The sequence below is a fragment of the Centipeda periodontii DSM 2778 genome, assembly GCF_000213975.1.
In the GTDB taxonomy this organism is placed as follows: Bacteria; Bacillota; Negativicutes; order Selenomonadales; family Selenomonadaceae; genus Centipeda; species Centipeda periodontii.
The window spans coordinates 1,767,507-1,787,376 of the sequence record NZ_GL892076.1; the positions used below are offsets into that span (position 1 = coordinate 1,767,507).

The following is a 19,870-nucleotide window of genomic DNA, read 5'->3' on the forward strand; positions in this document are numbered from 1 at the left end:
AACGCTCCTCTATACTACGCCCTTTCAGGCGCTTGTTCTTGCGGTTTCGCTTGCGCTTGCACTTTCGTCCGAGCGCTTGCGGGACATCGAACAGCGTCAGCGGAATCCTACCCGCCCACAGCATATTGTCAAGCGTCTTGGTGCAAGGGATACCATCCTCGTCGAACCGTTTGTTCGCCCTAGCATCCCCGACGCACATGTCGATCGACCACTTGTTCTTACGGATTCTTTCGGTCATCCAACGCAGGAATGGCGCACAGCCTGCGCTGTCAACCTTATACGGTCGTTTGGAGTTCTTTCGATGTTCGAGGTAAGCCCGTTGCCCACGCCTTGCCGTATATTGTGGAGACCGCCCGCGAGCAGATCGGCGTTCAGGCGTCCCACGTGTAATCTCATAGTGGATCGTTGTATGCGAGCATCCAATCCGTGCGGCTATGGCGCGAAGCGAGAATCCCTCACGGTGGAGTGCCTGTATTTGCCCTCTTTCATCAAGGGTAAGGTGCTTTCCCGATTTACGAATGGCCTCCGTTGTGGTAGAATAGGCGTAATCCATAGTGATTGCTCCTTTGCTGATGTTTTGTAGCGGAACCATTATAGCACGGGATGTCACTATGGATTTTGTTTTTGTTTAGCTGTTCAACTTCATTTTACAACGAACCGATGGAATCTTTTGCGTGAAAGGTGATCTCTTGAATTTATATCTTCATCCCTCAATTGCAGTCTCAATCCCACCCTTGAAAACAACAACTACCGCGCCATCCTCTTTGACCACGATGTGATCAAGCAGCCCGCCCCATAGCTCCTCATCGAATGCAACCTGCTCCCCGTTGATACCACATACCACTTGAATCATGCCCTCTAGGATATTTCTCTTACTCTCCCTCTCGGCAATTTGCTTGTCTAGCTTCTCCAAAGCTCCCTGCTTTTCCAGATAGAGAGCGCGAATCTCATTCTCCTGTTTCAGATACGTCGTCTGATCCTGTGCCACGCGTGCATTCTCGCGAATCAGTTTTTCAAGCCGTTCTGTCAAAAGAGTGAGTTCTTGCTCTACTCTACCGTGTTCCTCGACAAGCTCCCCTGTTTGGCAAACGCTATCAATCAGAGCGCGAAGTTCTGCAATCACGTTCTCTTTGACTTCCATCAAGGAGTTCAGTGCTTTCACGAAAATCTGTTTGATTTCCTCCTCCGTCAAGTGCCTCGTACTGCACGGCTTGCCCTTGTGGGCATATTTCTTGTTGCAGCGGTAGATCACCCTGCGGTACTTGTCCGTGGAGTGCCATACCTTCGCACCGTAGTAACCGCCGCAGCAGCCGCATTTGATTTTGTTCGCGAAGATACTCACACCACTGTGCTTGCCGTTCTGCTCTCTGCGTTTTATCTCCAATTGCACAAAGTCGAATAAGTCTGGCGGGATAATCGCCTCGTGGTGCTCTTCCACATAGTACTGTGGAATCTCGCCCGTGTTCTTCCGTCGCGTCTTATCGAGGAAGTCTGCCGTATACTCTTTCTGGATCAGCGCATCACCGCGATACTTCTCATTCGTGAGGATGGAGCGCACCGTGGAAATGTACCACTTGTCCTTTCCCGACGGGGATTTGATGCAACGCGTCTCCAGTTCCTTAGTGATGGCATAGAAGGATCGCCCGCCAAGGAAGAGTTTGTAGATGAGCCTTACGATTTTCGCCTGTTCTTCGTTGATTTCGAAGTCCTTGTCATAGCCGAGAAAGGCACTGTAGCCCACACTGGTTTTGCCCTCGGCGAACTGCTTCCGCTTGCCCCATGTGGTGTTCTCCGAGATGCTGCGGCTTTCCTCCTGAGCTAGGCTGGACATAATCGTTATAAGGAGTTCTCCGCGCGTGTCGAACGTCCAAATGTTCTCTTTCTCAAAATAGATCTCTACACCGTTTTCCTTGAGTTTGCGGACGTTCTGCAGAGAATCCACAGTGTTTCTCGCAAAGCGGCTGACCGACTTTGTAATGATGAGGTCGATCTTGCCGGCAAGGGCATCCTCGATCATTTGGTTGAAGCCGTCACGCTTCTTTGTGTTGGTTCCACTGATCCCTTCGTCCGAATACATGCCGACGAAATCCCAGTCAGCGCGGCTTTCGATGTAGTTCTTGTAATGCGCCATCTGCATTTCATAACTGGAAGCCTGTTCTTCATGGTCGGTCGAAACTCTGGCGTACCCTGCCGTCCTGCGCCGTCTTGGTTCTGCCGTAACCTCCGACCGAAAGATTTTAGGGCTTGCAGGAATGACTCTCACTGTCTTTGCCATCGGTATGCGCCTCCTTCTTTGAGTTGAAATATGACCTCATCGTCGGATATGACAATCCGCTTTACGTTCTGTACGATCTTGCCCTCGTAGCCATCGCCGAAAAAGGATTCTGCCGCTTCCTTTAGTTCGGATTCGGGCAGCCGCTTCAGTCGGCATTTCGTACGCGGCTGACTGCAAGACCACACCTTAGTTCCCTTCGTCCAAGTATCGCGCTCACATTTGCTGCCGCATGAAGCACAGTACACTTTGTTCGTGAAGGGATTGCTGCCACGCTGCCCGCTGTAGATTCGGGCAGTCTTTTTTATGCGACCATTGGTTAGGTGAAACTCTACGCAATCAGCGTGAATCACAATTTTTGAGACTTTGCGTCTGAGTTCTGTGGCATCGAAATTGTTCTTCTCCATGACGGCTCTGACCGCAGCCACAAGCTCCTCCTCCTTGATCGGACGACTGTCACAGGATTCTCTGCCTTTCCGCTCTCTTGTGTTGCAGCCCCATCGTCTGTACTTCCCGGCGGTTCTTCTGCTGAAGCCGCCTCCGCAACATCCACATTTCACCACTCCGGAAAACGGCATCAGCACAGGATTCCGATTGCTAGACTGCGCGGCTCTCCGTTTCCGTATCTCCTGTGCCTTGTCGAAATCTACCTTTGACACGAGTTGCTCGAACATCCCCTCCACCAGATACATGGGAAGTTCTCCTTTATTCCGCTTGCGGATATGCCCCTCACTGATGTAGTTCTTCTGCAGCGCCATCGTCCCCGTGTAGGAGATGTTAGAGAGGATATCCTTTACCGTGGTCTGCTCGATGGGTCTCCCCTGCCGTCCTGTGATTCCACGTCCCGCAAGTGTCTTGGCGATAGCGTATGCGGATTCCCCGGTAAGGTATCTCCGGAAGATTTCCTTTACGATCTCACTCTCGGCAGGGATAATACGGAACATCTCTCCGTCCCATGTGTAGCCGTAAGGCGCTTTGTGTCCGTTCGGAATCCCCTCGGCGAATCGTCGCCGCACACCCCACCGAATGTTGTCACCGATGCTCCGACTCTCCTCTTGGGCGAAGGATGCGAGCAGCGTCAAGAGGAGTTCTCCGTCCTCGGATGTGGAATCAATGTTCTCGCGTTCGAAGCGGACGGCAATCCCCTTCTCTTTCAAGCAACGGACGGTATGAAGGCAATCCACGGTATCTCTGGCAAAACGGCTGATGCTTTTGACAAGCACCAAGTCGATCTTCCCGGCATTGCAGTCGGCGATCAGCCGCTTGAACTCCGTCCGATGCGTGGTGCTTGTGCCTGTGATTCCCTCGTCCGCATACACGCCTGCGTATTCCCATGCGGGATTATTCTGGATGCGATTGCTGTAGTAACTGACCTGCGCCGCAAGGGAGTGGTGAAGCGTATCCACAGAGACGCGGGCGTAGGCAGCCACACGCAGCTTTTTCTGCAATATAGGGCTTGGTTGGACTCTTCGTATCTTCATGGTGATTCCTCCTTTCCAGTCCCATATTCCCGTACTATCCGCACGATAGCAAGTCAATATCTGAAAATAGAAGTCCGATGACGGGACGATATTTCTCGCGCATTTTTGCTTCAAACGCAAGATATTCGTCCTCTGACAAAAGCCCGCTCTGCAGCATTTTCCATGAAGTTCGCATCACCATCTGATACGTCATTTCCCGAAGTCCTTCTTCCTTGCTCATTTCAACATCTCCCTTCATGAAACAGCGGACAAAAACGGCTCTTGTGGTCACCTTTTCGGGCATAAAAATAACCCGACGGTAAGCCGCCGGGCGTTGAGGTTAAAGCAGTTATTTATCTCTGAGGCTGTGCATCATGTCCTGCAGTTTCTGCGGGACGGGAAGCCCCATCCGTGCTGCGTTCTCGATGATCGAGATTCCTTCATTCGAGATGTAGAAGAAGATCACGGCGGAGCGCAGGACGCAGCCGCTACCGATAATGTGGGTATCGAGGACATTCGCCACACCAACAAGGGTGAAGATACAGACCTTCTTGCAGATTCCCTTGAAGCCGATGGCACTCGACAGCTTCTTCTCTACAATCGCACGGAGAACACCTGTGATGTAGTCCGTCGCCACAAACACAACGAGGGCATAGAGCAGATCGTCAAAGCTGCCGAGGAACTCCCCGACGACGATTCCGATGCCCGCCGCATACAGACGTATGGTTAAAATCTGATCCATATCAAAAACCTCCTGCCTTTTTCCATTTTCCGAGATGATTCATCCTGCGCAGACGGTAGTTGTAGCATCCGCGCATAAGCTCTGTAAGCTGACCGTCCTTCCATAAATATAAGGGCGATCCCGTGCTGACCAGATATTTCCCCTGTCCCAGAGGGCAGAGACTTGTACGGGCAGTCGGATTCGTTTCCAGTTCCATAAGCAGCTCATCCTTTGCACTGTAAATCTTTGAAATATATTTTTTCCCGGAGATAAGGTAATCCAGATTTGCGGGAAAGCGCATATACATACCGTCATGGAGCGGATAGCGGACACTATAATCCGGTGCGCTCCATTTGCTTTCCGAAGTATAGGATTCCCCTGTAACAGAGTCTCTTGACGTTGTTTTGGTTTTCTCCATCCAAGATTCCATGTTCTGACCGTCGAAGAACACATAACGGTCGGTGCTGACATGACTTCCGTCTCCCCCATGCTCTGATACAGAGTGCCATATCATCACTTTGAAGTTCCCAGCTTTATCCACCCGCCCGCCTTCTGTTTGACAGCTATAGAGGTCAGTGGGACCGGATACGGCGGGAGCACCAAACATCTGCACAAGATCATATGAGGCGATGATCTCTCCGTTGCGTTTGACAGAGAGAATACTGTCACGCTGATCTGCCCCGATGAGCGGGAACACGAGAGCATTCACAGCTTCGAGGGTATAGAGATTTCCCCGCTCATCCATTTCGGCATCGAGCATTCCATAGCCTGAGACATACGCGAAGTGGCGGCTGCTGTTGACCATCCATATATCCTCTTTGGAAAAGCCGAGCGGATGAATCTTTCCTTTTGCATAGTATGAATGGAGCATCTGGTTTTTTTGATCCTTCCACTTTATCTGGAGGAGCGGTATGCCGGAAAGGACATTCGTCGGAACGTAGCTGCCGCCGCCCTCGGATTCATGCCCGTAGACGCAACGACCGTCCGTCCAGATCCATTCGCCCGGATAAACAGCATGGTTTCCAATGCAGGTAAGCCACGTACCATTCGCAAGAACCCGATTTCCGCTCACAGCTTTCACTCTAGCCCTGTGCATCGTTTCACGCTCCCACAATGACGGCAGTGCCGCCCTTTGAAATCTGTACCCACACAAAACTGCCCTCTGCCGTGTTACAGTCCACTGCCGCACGAAAAGGATACGACCGCTCGCCGATATGGACACGTCCATTCTGAATCCTTCCGCGCTGAGCCTGTGACTCAACCACCTTCGAGTTCTTTATCCCTGCCCGTATCGCCGCTGCGAGCCCCATAACGCCGTGCATCAAAACCACCTCACCATCTTGATTGTCTGCCGCAGAAGGCGCGGCGTGAGTTCCACCATATTGGCCTGCAAGAAGTATTCGTGTCCCTCGAAGCGGATGCGCTCGGTGAAATCGACGATGTGGTCAATGTCGGGAATGCCGCTACGAATCCGTGCGCGAATCTCCACGGTGACCGTCTCCTGTGTCTTGCGATTGAGCCATTCGATTTCTCTCGTCAGCATTCGCAGATAATCTGCACCCACAACTGGAAACTCAGTGTCGATGAGCGAGGAGTACGGAAGCTCATCATCGCTCGCGTAACTTGCACCAAGGCTGAGATTCGACTGCTCGACGGTGAACTGACTCGCCTTGCCGCCGGGCTTTCCCTGCGACAAGCTGCTGCCCTCCAATACGCCGTCCACATATACCGTAGTCGCATACCATCCGTAGCCAAGCGGTGCGTGGTAGGTGATGCGCTCTGTCCCCTTCTCACGACTCCAATCCTCCCAGTCATATTCCGTGTGCTTTTTTCCGTCACCCACCGCCTCGGTGGTACGCTCCCATTCCTTAAAGAGATACACATCGCGCCCCGTGGAGGCGTAGGCATAATCCGTGCGGCTGGTCGAGCCGTCCACGTTGTGCGTCCGCTTTTCTGCGAGATACTCCCCATCATAGGAATAAGTGCTGTAGCCATTTTCGTTTGTCTCACGAACGAGAAAGCCGTTGGAGTAGGTGCGGCTGATCTCTTTGAAGGAAATCGTGCCGGTGAAAGGGATAGGCGCAGTATCCTCCTCGTTGTGCGCTCCACTTTCATGATTGTTGTTCGCACTGTGCCAGACGGAACGCAGGAGTTTCCGCTCAATGGTCGGCTGTGCGTGCGACCAGTCCGTAATGTCGACAACGGATTCCTCCATACCGCGCTGAATGATGTGGAGCGTATCTCCACGAATAAACACATTGATCTGACGCTGCGGCAGTTTCGCTGTCCAGCCGAAGAGCGCGGAGATGAAGTCATGATACGTCATTCCACTCCCCTCGAAGTTCTGCGACGGTGTGAAATCATCGGTCAGACGGTGTAATTTCAAACCAAGTGCCGCCGCAATCTCGGCAGTATAGCGTGATACCTTTGCCCGCTCCACGTAGATATGGATGGGCGTGTAAAGGAGCGTGTCCTTACTGTACGTTCCCTTGACGGACTGCACGATGCCGCGCTGACTTGTTTCCTCCACGAGAAAGCGGAAAGCATAATCCAATACGCGCCCCTGAGCGCTGTCGTCGATGGAAAGCGGCTGCACCGTTTCGAGTTGGATCGTGTCGGAAAGAGAGAGTTCTCCAAGAGTTACCGAGAACGAGCGAATCCCCCGCTCCCTGAACTCTGCATAGATAAGCATATGAGGAATCTCTATCCTCGTATCTGCAAGAATACGCGACTGTTTGACAAGAGTCCGTTTCGTATCTACCAACGCTGCTTTGCAATGACCGATACGCCGAAGCGCATCCCCTGTCACTCGGATTTTCTTGACGATCCGAATATCGCGCAGGGTATCTGCACGCATGGCGATGGATGTATTGAGACGGCGCGACGTATCTCCGCTCACCTGCACGGGCTGACGAAATACGGGAATCACCGTGGCGTATATAATTGGTTTTAGGTGAATCCGCCCCATCGGCAGCCACGCGATGCAGACGACGGGTTTCAGCTTGATGCTCATGTCCCCGCTCTCCATCCGAACTGCCGTCCCGTGAGTTCTGCAATCCTCATGGAGACAGTGCGCGTGTCCATAACGGTGGAATTCGGATTCTGCTCTACAATGTGCCTTCCGTATTCCGTAACATTCCCTCCGCTCTTTTCAAGAGCCGTCAGAGCACACAGTCCTTCTGCCGTGCGATAGGCAGGATTCCCGATGAGGGAAATCCCCGTCACACGCGAGTCCGCACCATACTGCGCGGACAGTGCGGCAACATCGACCGTTTGCAGAAGCTCCTGATTCGCCGCCGTTGCCTCATAACTTCCATCGCCGCAGTCGGTCATGTTCGTCTGCGTCGCTTGGACGGGCAGCATAACGACCTGCTCTCTCGGACTAATCGCCTCGTCCGAGAGGATGAGATTCGAGATGAGAATTTCATCCGTTCCGCTGAGGATCGATATTGTCTTCGCATCCGAGTTTGTGAGATAACCGACATACGCATCACTTTTATTGCAAACCTCGCGTTCATCAATCACGGCATGAAAAAGACCGTCATTGTTTTGTCCCGGCTTGATGTGAAACCACACCGTGCTGATTACTTTTACACGAACTTCCTCACCTGCGGCAAGCGTATTATTGTTGTTGTTCCCGCGAATCTTCCACTTGCTCCAGAATGTTTCTGCTTCCATGATTTTGTAGTCCCCGATAGCGATGGAGAACCTTGCACGGTCTGCATTTTCGGAGTTCTTGATGTACATATCGAATTTACCGTAAAGCTCCGATGGAACCTCGGAAAGATTGAGTCCCTTGTAATAGGTCGGCTGCCAGAATGATACGCCCGTTTTACTGTACTGCTCCCCTGTTACCGTCGTGCCGCCACGAACCGAAAGCAGCTCCGCATAGCCGGGATTGATGTATTTGAACGCCATACAAACCTCCTCAATTCGAGACTAGGAGTCCCTCTGCCTGAATGTCCACACTCGTATCCTGTTGCGGCGGCTCATCTGCACTACTGAGTGCCTTGACCCAGAAAATCGTATTCTTATCAGCAACATTGGATAATGAGATACTGTCTTTCCACTCGGCGGACTCCAATACCGTTTCGGCAGTGTATCCGTTATGCAGAGCAATTTTCCACTTATCCGCATGATCACCGACAAACTTGATCGTCAAGACTCCGTCGATATGGAAGCCGCTCTCGCAACGCACGGCACATTTGACGGCTTTCTGCTCGCCCTTGCCCGCATCGAGGAGGACGGAGATGGGCGCGAGTTCCGTGCCGGAGCTGACCTCCGTCCCATCCTTGCTGCCCTCGGTTGGATTATTCATATAGATATGCAGCAGTTCTGCCATTGTCATACCCTCCAAAATTCTAAAGACAGTTTATATACCTTCGGGAAATGCGCCATATACTCGTAGGACTTCACCACAACGCGCATGGAGGGCAGGATATTCCCGCCCTCGTCGGTCACGGACACCATCACGCGGCTGTCCCAATATGCCTTGATTTTCTCCCAGTCGGTGTCAGTAACCGTGACCGAACAGGAAACACGGTCGCCCTCCGGGATATGACCGAAATCCTGCACCACAGCACCGCCAACAATCTCCAAAAGCTGCTGGCGATCGTCGGGAGCGATCTGCCAGTTTTCAACGGATAATGTCCGTACCTCACCAATGTGAATATGAATTGGAATCACCTCCAAGGGCATTCTCGACGGCGGGACGGATACGGTCGGCAACGTGGTCGGCAAGCATCCGCATTCCCTCGTTGTCCTCCGTGACAGCGTTCTCGATTTGCACCTGTATGTGAATCTGGCGATTGTCCGTCATGGAGGGAGAACCTTGTGCTTGATTATGAGAGGACGGCACATTCTGCCCCGCAGTTTGGATGCTCTGCGCCTGTTGTCCAAGCCCTGCCATCATCTGTGCATACGAGAACTCCTGCCCATTCACACGAATGCGGGAACTGTCCTCACGCTTCTCGGGAGCGAAATTCGGCAGGAGATTCTCCATCGCCCATTTGCGCCCAGACTGGAACTGCTGCAAGAGTTCCGGTGTCAGCCCCAGATCCTCTGCCGTGAACTTATTCTTCTTGCGAAGATACTCCATCAGCCCGACCTGCCCAGACTGCTTGAATACCTTCAGTTCCTCTTTCTGGGAGCGGAGGACTTCCAGAGCGGCGTTGCGTTTGGCATCGAGTTTCTGCTTCTCCGCCCAGCGTGTCGCTTCGACCTCGTCCAGTCCCTTCTGTACCCACGCATCTTTTTCCCGTTCAATCTCAGCAAGACGATTCTCAAGCTCGGTTTTCCAGATCGAGTCAATATTGGAAGCGACATCCCGCTCCCACTGCTCCATCACTCGCGCCTTGCTCTCACTGAGCCACACCTGTGTTTGGAGTTCGTCCAAGCCCCTCTGCCGAAAGGCATCGGCTTCGCGGGCGATGGAGTCCAGCTTGTTCTGCAGGTCGGTCTTATAGAGCGCATTCGCCTTGTCCACAACGTCCCGCTGAAAGTCGGCGTAAATCTTCGCTTCCTTTGCCAGATGGTATTCGTCGATCAGATGCGGATCCGCGCCCTTCCGGAAGAACTCGAAGGCTTCACGATCCAAAGCGTGCAAGCTATTCTGAATATCCGTATGCGTGAGCGCATACAGATTGTCGGTCAGTTGTGCGGTCGCTTTTGCAGATTCGCTGACTGTCTTTGCGGCATCCTTTTCCGCAGCCGCACGGATTTGTGCCGCTTTTGCATTCTGCTCCTGTGCCTTGGCATTCTTCTCCACTTCGGCACGCGCCTTCTCCTCTGCCGCCGCTTTCTCTTTGGCAAGTTTCTGCTGTTCTTGGTATTGCTTGTATTCGTCCCCGTAGAGAGCATCGAGAACGCTGCCGCCGAGAAACGGGATCGCAATCAACGGAGATGCCACAGGATGATTCTTCATGAGCCACGAATTCGCTTCTGCGTGTTCATTGACCTTGTGAATCTGCTCGCCGACAAAGCCTGCAAGCTCCGCGACGGTCTTGAGTGCCTCGCCCCATCCGAGGACGGCGTCCTTGATCTCGTCCTTATTATCCCGAATCGTCTCGATGAATGTCTGGAATCCATCGTTGATCTCGGGCATCAGCTCCTCGGCGACAGGAAGGAGAGCCGCACCGAGGGCAAGTTTCAGCTGCCCCGCTTCCATCTCCATCGCACGCCATTTGAGATACGTCTCATGCGCCTGTGCGGGGTCGAGCAGTCCCGTGGTCTTGACGCGCGAGGAAATGGTCATAAGGTCTTCATATTGTTCGAGAATCGGGATAAGCGCAGCCCCGCGTGCTCCGAGGACTTCTGCGGTATACGCCTCCTCCATGCCTGCTTCGCTTGCGGTCTTGTATCCCTTGGCAAGCTGTGCCAGCTGCTCGTTCAGCGGCAGGAGATTCCCTTGCTGGTCTTTGAGCGCAATACCAAAGCGCGAGAGTGCGCGTGTGGTATCGTTACCGCTATTACCTGCTTGTCGAGACGTGCAATCAGCGGAATAATGCTCTTGATGTCCGTATCCGCAAGCTGAAACATACGCCCCAGTTCAGCGGCTTCCCCCGCAGAGACGTGAAACCGCTGCGTCAGCTTGTAGACGTTCTCACCCGCAAGCATCGCGTCCTTGGTGATGTTGAACAGCCCTGCGCCGGTTGCCGCGACGGCCATAACGGCAGCCATCTTCGCGGAGAGTATGTTGAATCCGCTCGTTAGATTCTTGACACCCGCCTGTGCCGCCGTCATCCCTGCGGAGATACGTCCGCCGACCGTGCCGGAGAGAACGGCACTTTCCTTGAGGCGGTTATTCAGTTTCCGCACCTCGGCTTCGGTCTGTGCGACCGTCCGTTGCTGACGTAACAGGTTACTTTCAGCACGCCGATAGGACGCACTATCCACGCCGTCATTCTTCTTGGCAGACTGCAAAACCGCCGCAAGAATCTGTTCTTTTTGCCGCTGTATATCCAGTTCTCGGTTGATCGCCTGATGGCGCACCTTGATCTTATCCAGTTCCGTCCCCACACCGTCAAGTTTGGCAAGGTCGGCATCGAGTTTCAGATGGATGTTGTTTGCCTTGCTGTTGAGTCGCGCAATGGAATCCGATACGGTTTTCCCCGCTGTGTCAAAGTCCAGCTGCAGCTGTGCGATGTTGAGACCGATGTCGAGATAGAGTTCATCAATCTTTTGTCCGCGCTTTGCCACCCTATCCCCTCCCTACATCACGTCGTCAATATAGCGTTCACATTGCTGCTGTTCGCACAGTGCCGTTACCACAAGCTGATCGAGCAAAAAAGCGACCTCATGGGAATCAACCTCGTGCATCGTCCACCCGTAAGCGGACTGCAGCCGCTCGTAGTAGCGCAGTAGATTCTGGTACGGAGAAAGAACTACGCCTCTTTCCCCGTCTCTCCGTTTGGGAGGTTCACCAGTTTGGAAAAGGTCAGCGACTGAATCCATCGGAAGAGTGCGCGTGTGAGAGGCACTATGTCCGCAACATCCACATTCTCCTCCACGGATTCCCTCGTCACTTCCTCCCGTCCGAATCCAAGGACAATCAGTCGGACGTGCTCGTCCAGAAAATCTTCAAGGCTCAGACCTTCCTTGTCGGCATCAAAAAAGGCAAGAAACTCACGCCAGACCTTCATCTTCGGAGGGTTCGGCGTAATCTCCCTGCCCGCAATATGCAGTTTCGGTGTATCCATCATGTCCTCCCTCAGACCTGCTCGTACCACTTCGAGCCTGTCTCTGCGGCAAAGCCCGCTGCCTCCTCGTCAGCCTTGGCGTAGGACAGCCCGTCCGAGAGGCGGTAGATCGCCTTTGCCGTGAGCGTCGGCGTGTCGAACTGAATGCTCTCCTGCTTCGAGTTGCCGCTCTCAGAGGGTTCCGTGAATTGGACTTTGTAGAATTTGGTGAAACGCTTCTTCCCGTTGCGCTTATCCGACTGAAAGAGGACGGCGAAGTATGGCGCGACATCGTCCTTGCCCGCCTTCATTACGCCATTCTCGATACTGTGCCCCAAAAGATAGGCCGTGTATTCCAAAGGAAGCGCGGCGGTATCGAAGGTAAGGTCATAGGATGCAGTATTCGATGCCGTATCCACGGACTGACCGTCGGCAAAAAGCTCCGCCTGATTCGTCTGCGGCTTGATGTCCACCTTGCGGAGCAGTTTTCCGAGCGGAATCGGAGCTTCGTAGGTCGCCGCCCCTCCTGCTACATCGGTGAGCATCTTCGCGATATGAAGTTTCTGGATGTTGATGAACTGCCCGCTTGTCAGATTCGCGGCAGGCTTTCCTGTTGGTGTTGGACTTGGCATTTTATTCTCCCTCCATTGCTGTTCTGTAATCTGTGATTTCAACAAATATATCTTTCTCAACAATCTCCTGCGTCTGCGCCCGCACAAAACCGAGCGGCAGAAGCGCATTCTGCACGGCACGATGAATCTCTCCGAATCTCCCATCCTTCGTCAGAATATGGATACGCACCGTCACACGGCGTTCCAACTCCGTGCCGTCTGCCGAGAGCGCAGGAACGTCGGAAATGACAGAGTAGACGAGAATGGGGTATGTCCCCGCATTGGGACTGCGCCCGTGGTAGATGCCCTTCTTTCCGTGAGCGAGAAGCTGCGAGAGTGCCTTGGAGCGCACAAGTGCCTGATACACCATCCGTGCCGTACTCATTTCCCTCTCCTCCGAATGGCAGACCTTACGGCATCGACGATGGCAGAACGGATCCCGTCCTTCTTGGCATCGAGCGCGGGATAGAGAAACGGACGGTTGATGCGTGGGCTGAACTCGACGAGTACGCCATAGGGAACACCATCCTGAGACTCTGCATCCGCTGCAATCCTCCAAACAGAGCCGTCCTTCCGGCGCAGACGTTTGTGGATGGAATCCCGCAGCGCACCTTTGACCACGCGCTTATCTGTTCCCATATAGACTGGACAGCGGTTCTTTGCCTCCGCGACCACATCGTCTGCGCCGTGCGCGAGGGCTTCCTTTGCCGCAGCCGTCGCCTCTGCGCCAAGCTCGGACAATATCTTCTCGGCAGAGACGAAACCTCGGTATCTAGCCATCTTCCACCAACTCCCTGCATTCCAGAACGAGCCATTGTTTTTTCCCGCTGAGTGGATACGGCGGCGCAATGGGTGTGAGCGTTTTGTCGCCCCAACGGATACGATCCGTCACGCGCACATCCGCACGATAACGGATGACGATGCGGTAATCCACCTCCTGCACCTTCTCCGCATACCCGTCCGAGATTTTTGCCGCAAACGGAAGAACAAGCGCCCACGCTTTACCGACTTCTTGTGTTGTTTGCACGAGAATATTCCCCTCATCATCCGTCTCCGTTACGGGACGCAGGATGGAAATCCGATGACGCAGTTCGCTCATGGACACCCTCACCTAAAAGACCTCCTTCCGCACACCGAAGAGAAGCGAGCGCAGTGTCAGCGCAAGCCCTCTGTGATCCGCTTCCTCCCGATGTTCATAGAGATAGGATACGGCGTAGAGTATTGCGACCCGTACAATCGCCTGATCTTCAACCTTGGACAGCTTCTTCACGCGCAGAAGTGCCGTGCAAATCTGTTCTGCCGTTTCCGCAAAGTGCGTGAGAAGGTCATCCTCCTCATCCCCGTCAATCCTAAGATACTGCTTGACTGCTGCAAGCGGCACAAGCATAGAACCACCTCCCCTCTTGCCGCAAAACCAATGAAATCGCTGATAAAATGGATAAGTGGACGATTTATCAGCCCTTCATCTTGAGCGTCTGCACCGCTTCCTCAAGAACGAGTTTGCCGTCCACACGCTCTTTCATAACATAGCCGACCATGCCGTTACCCGCAAACAGCTCCTTCAGTTCCTGCAGGGAACGTGTCCCACGGTCGCCGATATTGTAGTAGGAGTAGTCACCGAATGCGATGACGGTCTTACCCGCCTCGACAGCAGGCATATACGCCGAGGAATAGACGGGGTAGCCGAGCAGACGGTCGGGTTCGCCCATCTGATACGACGGCTGCCAGAAATACGCCCCATTCGCGTCCTTGAGCTTTCGGATGCTTGCAAGCGTCTGATCGTTGACGATGAACGATGCATTCTTGCGGTAGGGACGCTTGAGACTGTAGACGAGCGTCACGAGTTCGTCCGCCTTGATGTCTGCCGCCGCCGTGGTGACGGATGTCTTTGCGGAGGCAAGGAGTCCCTTCGGCTTGTGCGTCCCGTCGCCATTCAGGAACGCATCCTCCTCTGCGTTGCCCAGTGCCTTGCCGAACTGCTCGATGAGATAGTTCTCAAGGTTGAAGGCGTTGTCATAGAGCAGTTCCTCCGTCACCTTGACCGCGACGTGGAGCTTGTGCGCATCAAGAACGATTTGGTCAAACGTCGCCTCGCCAAAAGTCAGAGCTGTGCCCTCCTCAATCCACGATGCCGCAGGTTTCGTGGCGGCGATGTTGATCTTGTGCTCCCCGCTCGTTGTGATGACCGTCGCAAGCGGACGCAGGACGTTCTCCTCATTCAGAACGTCGATGAGACGCTTATCGTATTCCGCAGGAACGAGATAGCCGCCGTTGGCATCCACGCCTTCCTGCAGGACGTTCTCCACCTGCCGAAAGTTCGTACGGAGAGCTTTGAGCATCGCAGAGCGGTATGCCTCGCTTGCACGCCCCGTCTTTTCTGCATTGAGAGATGCACCCGGAGTGTTGGTGATTGCCGCCGTCACGGGCTTTGCAAGCTGCGCGTCGAGAATCGCCTGACGCTCCATGCGCTCGATATCCTTGCCGAGTGCGAGCACCTCATTCTCCATCTGCTCGTATGCCTTAGCATCCTCGGCTGTAAGATGCCCGTCCTTTTCGTGAGAATCCAGAAACTGCTTCGCCTGTTCCCACATTTCTGCACGCTTCTCGCGCATTGCCATGATCTTATCCATGTTCTTGTCCCTCCGTTAATTCCTTAATGTGAAATAGAAAAGAGCCGTCTTTTCAGAGGCTCTGCATCGACATTTTGTGTTCCCTGCCCGAATTTCGAGAGCAGAGAGTTCGTGACGGCGGCACGGGAGAAGATCAGCCCGTCTGCCGCAGCACTTGTGAGATGTTCCCTGTTCTCATAGAGAACGGAATCCGCAAATCCAAGCTCCACCGCCTTCTTTGCATTCATCCACGTCTCGGCATCCATCAGCCGTGAAATCTTCGCACGGGACAATCTCGTCTTGATCTCGTATGCGTTGATGATGCTCTCCTTGATTTCAGAGAGGAACGTAATTGTCCGCTCCATCTCGTGCGTGTCTCCGATGGAGACGGTCATCGGATTGTGAATCATAATGGTGGCCACGGGCGACATCTCAACCGTCGATCCTGCCATCGCGACAACAGATGCAGCAGAGGCTGCAATCCCGTCAATCTTGACGGCGACGTTCCCCTTATACTCCATCAGCATATTGTAAATCTGTGCCGCTGCATAACAGTCCCCGCCCGGCGAGTTGATCCAGAGGTCAATATCTCCCTCGACGGCATTCAATTCCTCTCGAAACATCTGAGGTGTGACCTCATCGCCCCACCACGTCTCGTCTGAGATTTCACCGTCAAGAAGCAAGACACGCTTCTCTCCTTCGTTCCGTACCCAGTTCCAAAATTTACGTTTCATCACTTACTCCCTTCTGCCTTCCGGCAAACAGCCCCGCATCCTTTAGCGTCGTCATATTCCCATTGATAAGGTACAAATCACCGCCCTCTGCGGATTCAATCGGATTCATGTCCTCAAGGCTGCGGATGTCGTTCGCCGACAGCCATCCGTTCTGTCGCCCGATGGCATAGCCCTCCATGCGGCTCTTGTAATCTCCGCGCAGAAGCCCGTCCACGTTGAAGCGGATGAAGTAGTCCTTCCGCTCCTTGTCCGTCAGCAGTGCTTTCTGCAGCGACTGCTCCCAACGGACTACCCACGGATTCAGTGTGTACTTCACGAACTCAAGCGACTGCTGCTCGATGTTTGAAAACGAGGATTTCTCCAAGTCTCCTACCATATGCGGCGGCACACGATAGAGCCGTGCGATCTCGTCGATCTGGAACTTTCTCGTCTCTAGGAACTGCGCCTCCTCGGGCGGTATGGCAATCTGCTGATACTTCACGCCTTCCTCAAGGACGGCAATCCTGCCCGTGTTCATCGTACCGCCGTAGACGGCGTGCCAACTCTCACGGAGCTTTGACGGGTCTTTGAGAACACCCGGATGTTCCAGAACACCGCCCGGACGCGCCCCATTCTTGAAGAAGGCGGCACCATATTCCTCTGTGGCAAGCGCAATGCCGATGGCATTCTTTGCCATAGCGATAGGTGAATATCCCACAAGTCCGTCAAATCCAAGCCCCGGAATATGTAGCACATCCTCACATCGCAGACGAATCTGCCCCTTGTCCGAAAAATTTGGATTCTCCTCCGTGGTTCTCGTGTAGGTGTAGTAAAGCTCACCCGTGCGGCTATCGCGACTCACCTCCATTTTGTCCGGGAGGAGCGGATAGAGTCCAAGGACACGCCCTCTGCCATCCCGCAAAATTTGTGCGTAGGCATTCCCCCACAGGAGGAGATGCGCCATAAGCGTCTCACGAAAGACAAAACTCGTCATCTCGGGGTTCGGCGCATCGTGGAGCAGGAAGTACAGAGAATGCTCCGGCACGCGCTCCTTGCCCTGCCCTTGGTAGACGTAGACGTGAAGCGGCAGCCCTGCGATGGATTCTGCGAGGATGCGGACACAGGCATAGACTGCCGTCGTCTGCATTGCCGTTCGCTCGTTGACCGCCTTGCCCGCCGCCGTCTGTCCAAACAAAAAGGACAAGCCGCCAAGATGATTCATAGGCTTGTCCCGTGAACGGAAGAGTTTGCTGAATAGGTTCATGGAAACCTCCATTTCAAAATACCAACACCCCACGGCTCTCATACACCGATTCCGACGTATCATTTCCACATCGGATCGCACGGTCGAGCGCCATAATGAGTGCGATCACACCGTCGATCTTCTCGGTGGATTTTTCCTTATCTGCCTTGATATTCCCCGCAGGGTCGGTGCGGATGAAGATGTTGTCTGCCATCCAGCGCATGACGGGATGCCCGCCGTGCGCTATTTTCTTTTCCAGTGTCAGCTTCATCAACTCTTTGGTCGGGGGACTCATATCCTTGAACCCCTGTCCGAAGGGAACGACCGTGAATCCCATGCCTTCGAGGTTCTGTACCATCTGCACCGCGCCCCATCGGTCAAAGGCAATCTCGCGGATGTTATACTTCTCGCCAAGTTTCTCAATGAACGCCTCGATAAATCCGTAATGAACAACATTCCCCTCGGTGGTCATAAGAAAGCCCTGCTTCTGCCACAAGTCATACAGAACGTGGTCGCGCCGCACACGCAGGTCGATATTCTCCTCAGGAATCCAGAAGTACGGAAGCACGGCAAACGGCTCATCCTCCTCTGTCGGTGGAAACACCAGAACAAATGCCGTAATGTCCATCGTGGAGGAAAGGTCTAGTCCGCCGTAGCAGACACGCCCTTCCAATGCCGCTGCATCCACAGGCAGGCCGCACGCATCCCATTTGTCCATCGGCATCCACCGCACGGACTGCTTCACCCACTGGTTCAGACGAAGCTGTCGGAAGCTGTTCTCCTCGGCGGGATTCTGCCGTGCCGAATCGCACGCCGCTTGTACCTTGTCGATGCCGACCGTAATGCCAAGCGACGGATTTGACCGCTTCCAGACCTCGGGGTCTGTCCAATCCTCATCTTCCTTCGCTCCGTAGATCACAGGATAGAAGGTCGGGTCGATCTTTCGCCCTTCGAGAATGTCCTTCGCTTTCTGATGCGTCTCATAGCAGATGGACTGGGTATCCGTCCCCGCTGTGGTGATAAGGAAGTAAAGCGGCTGCATACGCGCATCACCAGAGCCCTTCGTCATAACGTCAAAGAGTTTGCGGTTCGGCTGCGTGTGAAGTTCGTCGAATACCACGCCGTGGATATTGAAGCCGTGCTTTGAGTATGCCTCTGCCGAGAGCACCTGATAGAAGCTGTTCGTTGGCAGATACACCATCCGCTTCTGCGAGGCGAGGATCTTTACTCGCTTACCGAGTGCAGGACACATCCGCACCATGTCGGCAGCGACCTCGAATACGATGCTCGCCTGTTGACGGTCGGCAGCACATCCATACACCTCGGCACGTTCCTCACCGTCTCCACAGCAAAGGAGCAGTGCGACAGCGGCCGCAAGTTCGCTGTTGTGCGTCGGCACGAAGGATTCTCCTACCAGATAACAATGACTTGCGCTGTCTACTTGAATGCACTGCATGGGGACTCTCTCTGAGAGCGGTTCCATATCTGCCAAATAATGAAAGCGGGAGCGAGCAACGGGTAGGTTTCTTTTCTCGATCTGCAGTTTCTTTGCCACAGGGATTCGGATAATGGAGCGGCGGACTTCTTTCTCGTTATCTGCATACCGCTGTCGGTGCTTCATTGTTCGGCGATAGATTTCGCCCGTTGTCCAAAGGACGGAGCGCGGCTGTCCGATGATGTACTCCACATTCCAGAGATGCCGCTCCCCTGCCACGATGGACGATCCGTCGCGGAAGGTCAATCGATAGGCTTGCTCCGTATCATCCACATCGCTCTTGGCGACAACTCGGCAGGGCTGTCCGTTTTCGTCAAAAACGGTATCTCCCACACGAATATCACCCATTGTAGTGAATCCGTTCGGTGTCGGGATTTTCGTATTGAGTGCCAACTGTTTTCCCTGTTTCTTGGGAATCTCAACATACGCCGTGTTGAACTGGCGATACCCGCTCGGCTTCAAAATTCCGAAAATGTCTCGGATAATGCGCTCCTGCCAGTCGATGAGTTCGAAGGGCTTTCCTGCCCACGTCCCCTTCGTATGGCACAGGCACTCGATAAAGCCCACAGCATAGTCCGCAGCGGCTTTGTCATAGTGCGATTCCTCTGCCATGAACTTTGTCGGCTTGTAGTCCGTCAGTTTCCGCAAGCAATCACCCCCATCAAAAAAGAGCCGCCGTCAGCGACTCAAAAACACAGAAACGAGAAGCAGCCCCGAAGGGCTGTTTTGTTGTTCGGCGTGGCTTAGATGCGCTTCATGCACCAAGCCATCGCGTGACCGCCGTCCTCGAAAAGCTCGGTGGCGGCTTCGACAAGGTTCAAGCGGCATTCAATGTCCGCGAAGCCTGTCTCCTCTGGCGTTTCGACCATCTCGTAGACGGCTGCGTGGAAGCCCCAGCATTCCATCCCGACGACAAGGATCTGCTCGCCGTAGCGAAGGATCGCGCCGCTCGTTCCGAACCGCATCTCATCGAGGTGCTCCATCGTGGTGGTCTTCGGCCATCTTGCTTCTGCGTTTCTCATTTTGTGTTCCTCGCTTTCTGTGTGTAGGTTGTTCCCTTTGGTCATGTA

General features: G+C 53.8%; 22 protein-coding genes and 1 pseudogene. All 23 read right to left on the bottom strand.

Annotation, left to right across the window (positions count from 1 at the left end; translation table 11 throughout):
• A partial coding sequence (locus HMPREF9081_RS07900) for a helix-turn-helix domain-containing protein (protein WP_040394832.1) occupies positions 1–553 on the bottom strand: 553 nt, incomplete at its 3' end.
• Between the two features lie 150 nt (positions 554–703).
• Positions 704–2,275, bottom strand: a complete 1,572-nt coding sequence (locus tag HMPREF9081_RS07905) for a recombinase family protein (RefSeq protein ID WP_006306621.1) — start codon at positions 2,273–2,275, stop codon at positions 704–706.
• A complete protein-coding gene (locus HMPREF9081_RS07910; protein WP_006306622.1) occupies positions 2,260–3,753 on the bottom strand; it encodes a recombinase family protein in 1,494 nt (497 codons plus the stop codon). The genes HMPREF9081_RS07905 and HMPREF9081_RS07910 overlap by 16 nt, the downstream gene beginning before the upstream one ends.
• A 34-nt stretch (positions 3,754–3,787) precedes the next feature.
• Positions 3,788–3,973, bottom strand: a complete 186-nt coding sequence (locus HMPREF9081_RS07915; RefSeq protein WP_040394833.1) for an SHOCT domain-containing protein — start codon at positions 3,971–3,973, stop codon at positions 3,788–3,790.
• Between the two features lie 108 nt (positions 3,974–4,081).
• Positions 4,082–4,474, bottom strand: coding sequence for a phage holin family protein (locus HMPREF9081_RS07920; protein WP_006306624.1), 393 nt, complete (start codon positions 4,472–4,474; stop codon positions 4,082–4,084).
• Between the two features lies 1 nt (position 4,475).
• The gene (locus tag HMPREF9081_RS07925; RefSeq protein ID WP_006306625.1) at positions 4,476–5,549 is read right to left on the bottom strand and encodes a hypothetical protein; all 1,074 of its coding nucleotides are present in this window, start codon (positions 5,547–5,549) and stop codon (positions 4,476–4,478) included.
• A 4-nt stretch (positions 5,550–5,553) separates the two neighbouring features.
• Positions 5,554–5,775: a hypothetical protein gene (locus HMPREF9081_RS07930; protein ID WP_006306626.1), complete on the bottom strand. Its 222-nt coding sequence runs from the start codon at positions 5,773–5,775 to the stop codon at positions 5,554–5,556.
• Positions 5,775–7,466, bottom strand: a complete 1,692-nt coding sequence (locus HMPREF9081_RS07935) for a hypothetical protein (RefSeq protein ID WP_040394835.1) — start codon at positions 7,464–7,466, stop codon at positions 5,775–5,777. Before HMPREF9081_RS07935 ends, HMPREF9081_RS07930 begins: the two co-directional genes overlap by 1 nt.
• A complete protein-coding gene (locus tag HMPREF9081_RS07940) occupies positions 7,463–8,371 on the bottom strand; it encodes a hypothetical protein (RefSeq protein WP_006306628.1) in 909 nt (302 codons plus the stop codon). Before HMPREF9081_RS07940 ends, HMPREF9081_RS07935 begins: the two co-directional genes overlap by 4 nt.
• Before the next feature lie 10 nt (positions 8,372–8,381).
• The gene (locus HMPREF9081_RS07945) at positions 8,382–8,795 is read right to left on the bottom strand and encodes a hypothetical protein (RefSeq protein ID WP_040394838.1); all 414 of its coding nucleotides are present in this window, start codon (positions 8,793–8,795) and stop codon (positions 8,382–8,384) included.
• Positions 8,796–8,797: 2 nt separating this feature from the next.
• On the bottom strand, positions 8,798–9,151 hold the full coding sequence (locus HMPREF9081_RS07950; RefSeq protein WP_006306630.1) for a hypothetical protein: 354 nt from the start codon (positions 9,149–9,151) through the stop codon (positions 8,798–8,800).
• A pseudogene (locus tag HMPREF9081_RS07955) lies at positions 9,111–11,650 on the bottom strand (hypothetical protein). Before HMPREF9081_RS07955 ends, HMPREF9081_RS07950 begins: the two are co-directional and overlap by 41 nt.
• A 185-nt stretch (positions 11,651–11,835) precedes the next feature.
• A complete protein-coding gene (gene gpG / locus HMPREF9081_RS07960) occupies positions 11,836–12,150 on the bottom strand; it encodes a phage tail assembly chaperone G (protein ID WP_040394841.1) in 315 nt (104 codons plus the stop codon).
• An 11-nt stretch (positions 12,151–12,161) separates the two neighbouring features.
• Complete coding sequence (locus HMPREF9081_RS07965; protein ID WP_006306634.1) at positions 12,162–12,761, bottom strand: major tail protein; 600 nt, start codon at positions 12,759–12,761, stop codon at positions 12,162–12,164.
• 1 nt (position 12,762) lies between these two features.
• Complete coding sequence (gp17, locus tag HMPREF9081_RS07970; protein ID WP_006306635.1) at positions 12,763–13,125, bottom strand: tail completion protein gp17; 363 nt, start codon at positions 13,123–13,125, stop codon at positions 12,763–12,765.
• Positions 13,122–13,520, bottom strand: coding sequence for an HK97 gp10 family phage protein (locus HMPREF9081_RS07975; RefSeq protein WP_006306636.1), 399 nt, complete (start codon positions 13,518–13,520; stop codon positions 13,122–13,124). The genes gp17 and HMPREF9081_RS07975 overlap by 4 nt, the downstream gene beginning before the upstream one ends.
• The gene (locus tag HMPREF9081_RS07980) at positions 13,513–13,839 is read right to left on the bottom strand and encodes a phage head closure protein (RefSeq protein ID WP_006306637.1); all 327 of its coding nucleotides are present in this window, start codon (positions 13,837–13,839) and stop codon (positions 13,513–13,515) included. The genes HMPREF9081_RS07975 and HMPREF9081_RS07980 overlap by 8 nt, the downstream gene beginning before the upstream one ends.
• A gap of 12 nt (positions 13,840–13,851) precedes the next feature.
• Positions 13,852–14,127 carry a head-tail connector protein gene (locus tag HMPREF9081_RS07985; protein ID WP_006306638.1) on the bottom strand — a complete coding sequence of 92 codons (276 nt, stop codon included), beginning with the start codon at positions 14,125–14,127 and terminating at the stop codon, positions 13,852–13,854.
• Positions 14,128–14,194: 67 nt separating this feature from the next.
• On the bottom strand, positions 14,195–15,370 hold the full coding sequence (locus HMPREF9081_RS07990; RefSeq protein ID WP_006306639.1) for a phage major capsid protein: 1,176 nt from the start codon (positions 15,368–15,370) through the stop codon (positions 14,195–14,197).
• Positions 15,371–15,393: 23 nt separating this feature from the next.
• Positions 15,394–16,083, bottom strand: coding sequence for a head maturation protease, ClpP-related (locus HMPREF9081_RS07995; protein ID WP_006306640.1), 690 nt, complete (start codon positions 16,081–16,083; stop codon positions 15,394–15,396).
• Positions 16,073–17,326: a phage portal protein gene (locus HMPREF9081_RS08000; RefSeq protein ID WP_040394844.1), complete on the bottom strand. Its 1,254-nt coding sequence runs from the start codon at positions 17,324–17,326 to the stop codon at positions 16,073–16,075. The genes HMPREF9081_RS07995 and HMPREF9081_RS08000 overlap by 11 nt, the downstream gene beginning before the upstream one ends.
• A 13-nt stretch (positions 17,327–17,339) precedes the next feature.
• Complete coding sequence (locus HMPREF9081_RS08005; protein WP_006306642.1) at positions 17,340–19,448, bottom strand: terminase TerL endonuclease subunit; 2,109 nt, start codon at positions 19,446–19,448, stop codon at positions 17,340–17,342.
• A 95-nt stretch (positions 19,449–19,543) separates the two neighbouring features.
• Positions 19,544–19,822, bottom strand: coding sequence for an Nmad4 family putative nucleotide modification protein (locus HMPREF9081_RS08010; RefSeq protein ID WP_037350273.1), 279 nt, complete (start codon positions 19,820–19,822; stop codon positions 19,544–19,546).
• Positions 19,823–19,870: the final 48 nt, after the last annotated feature.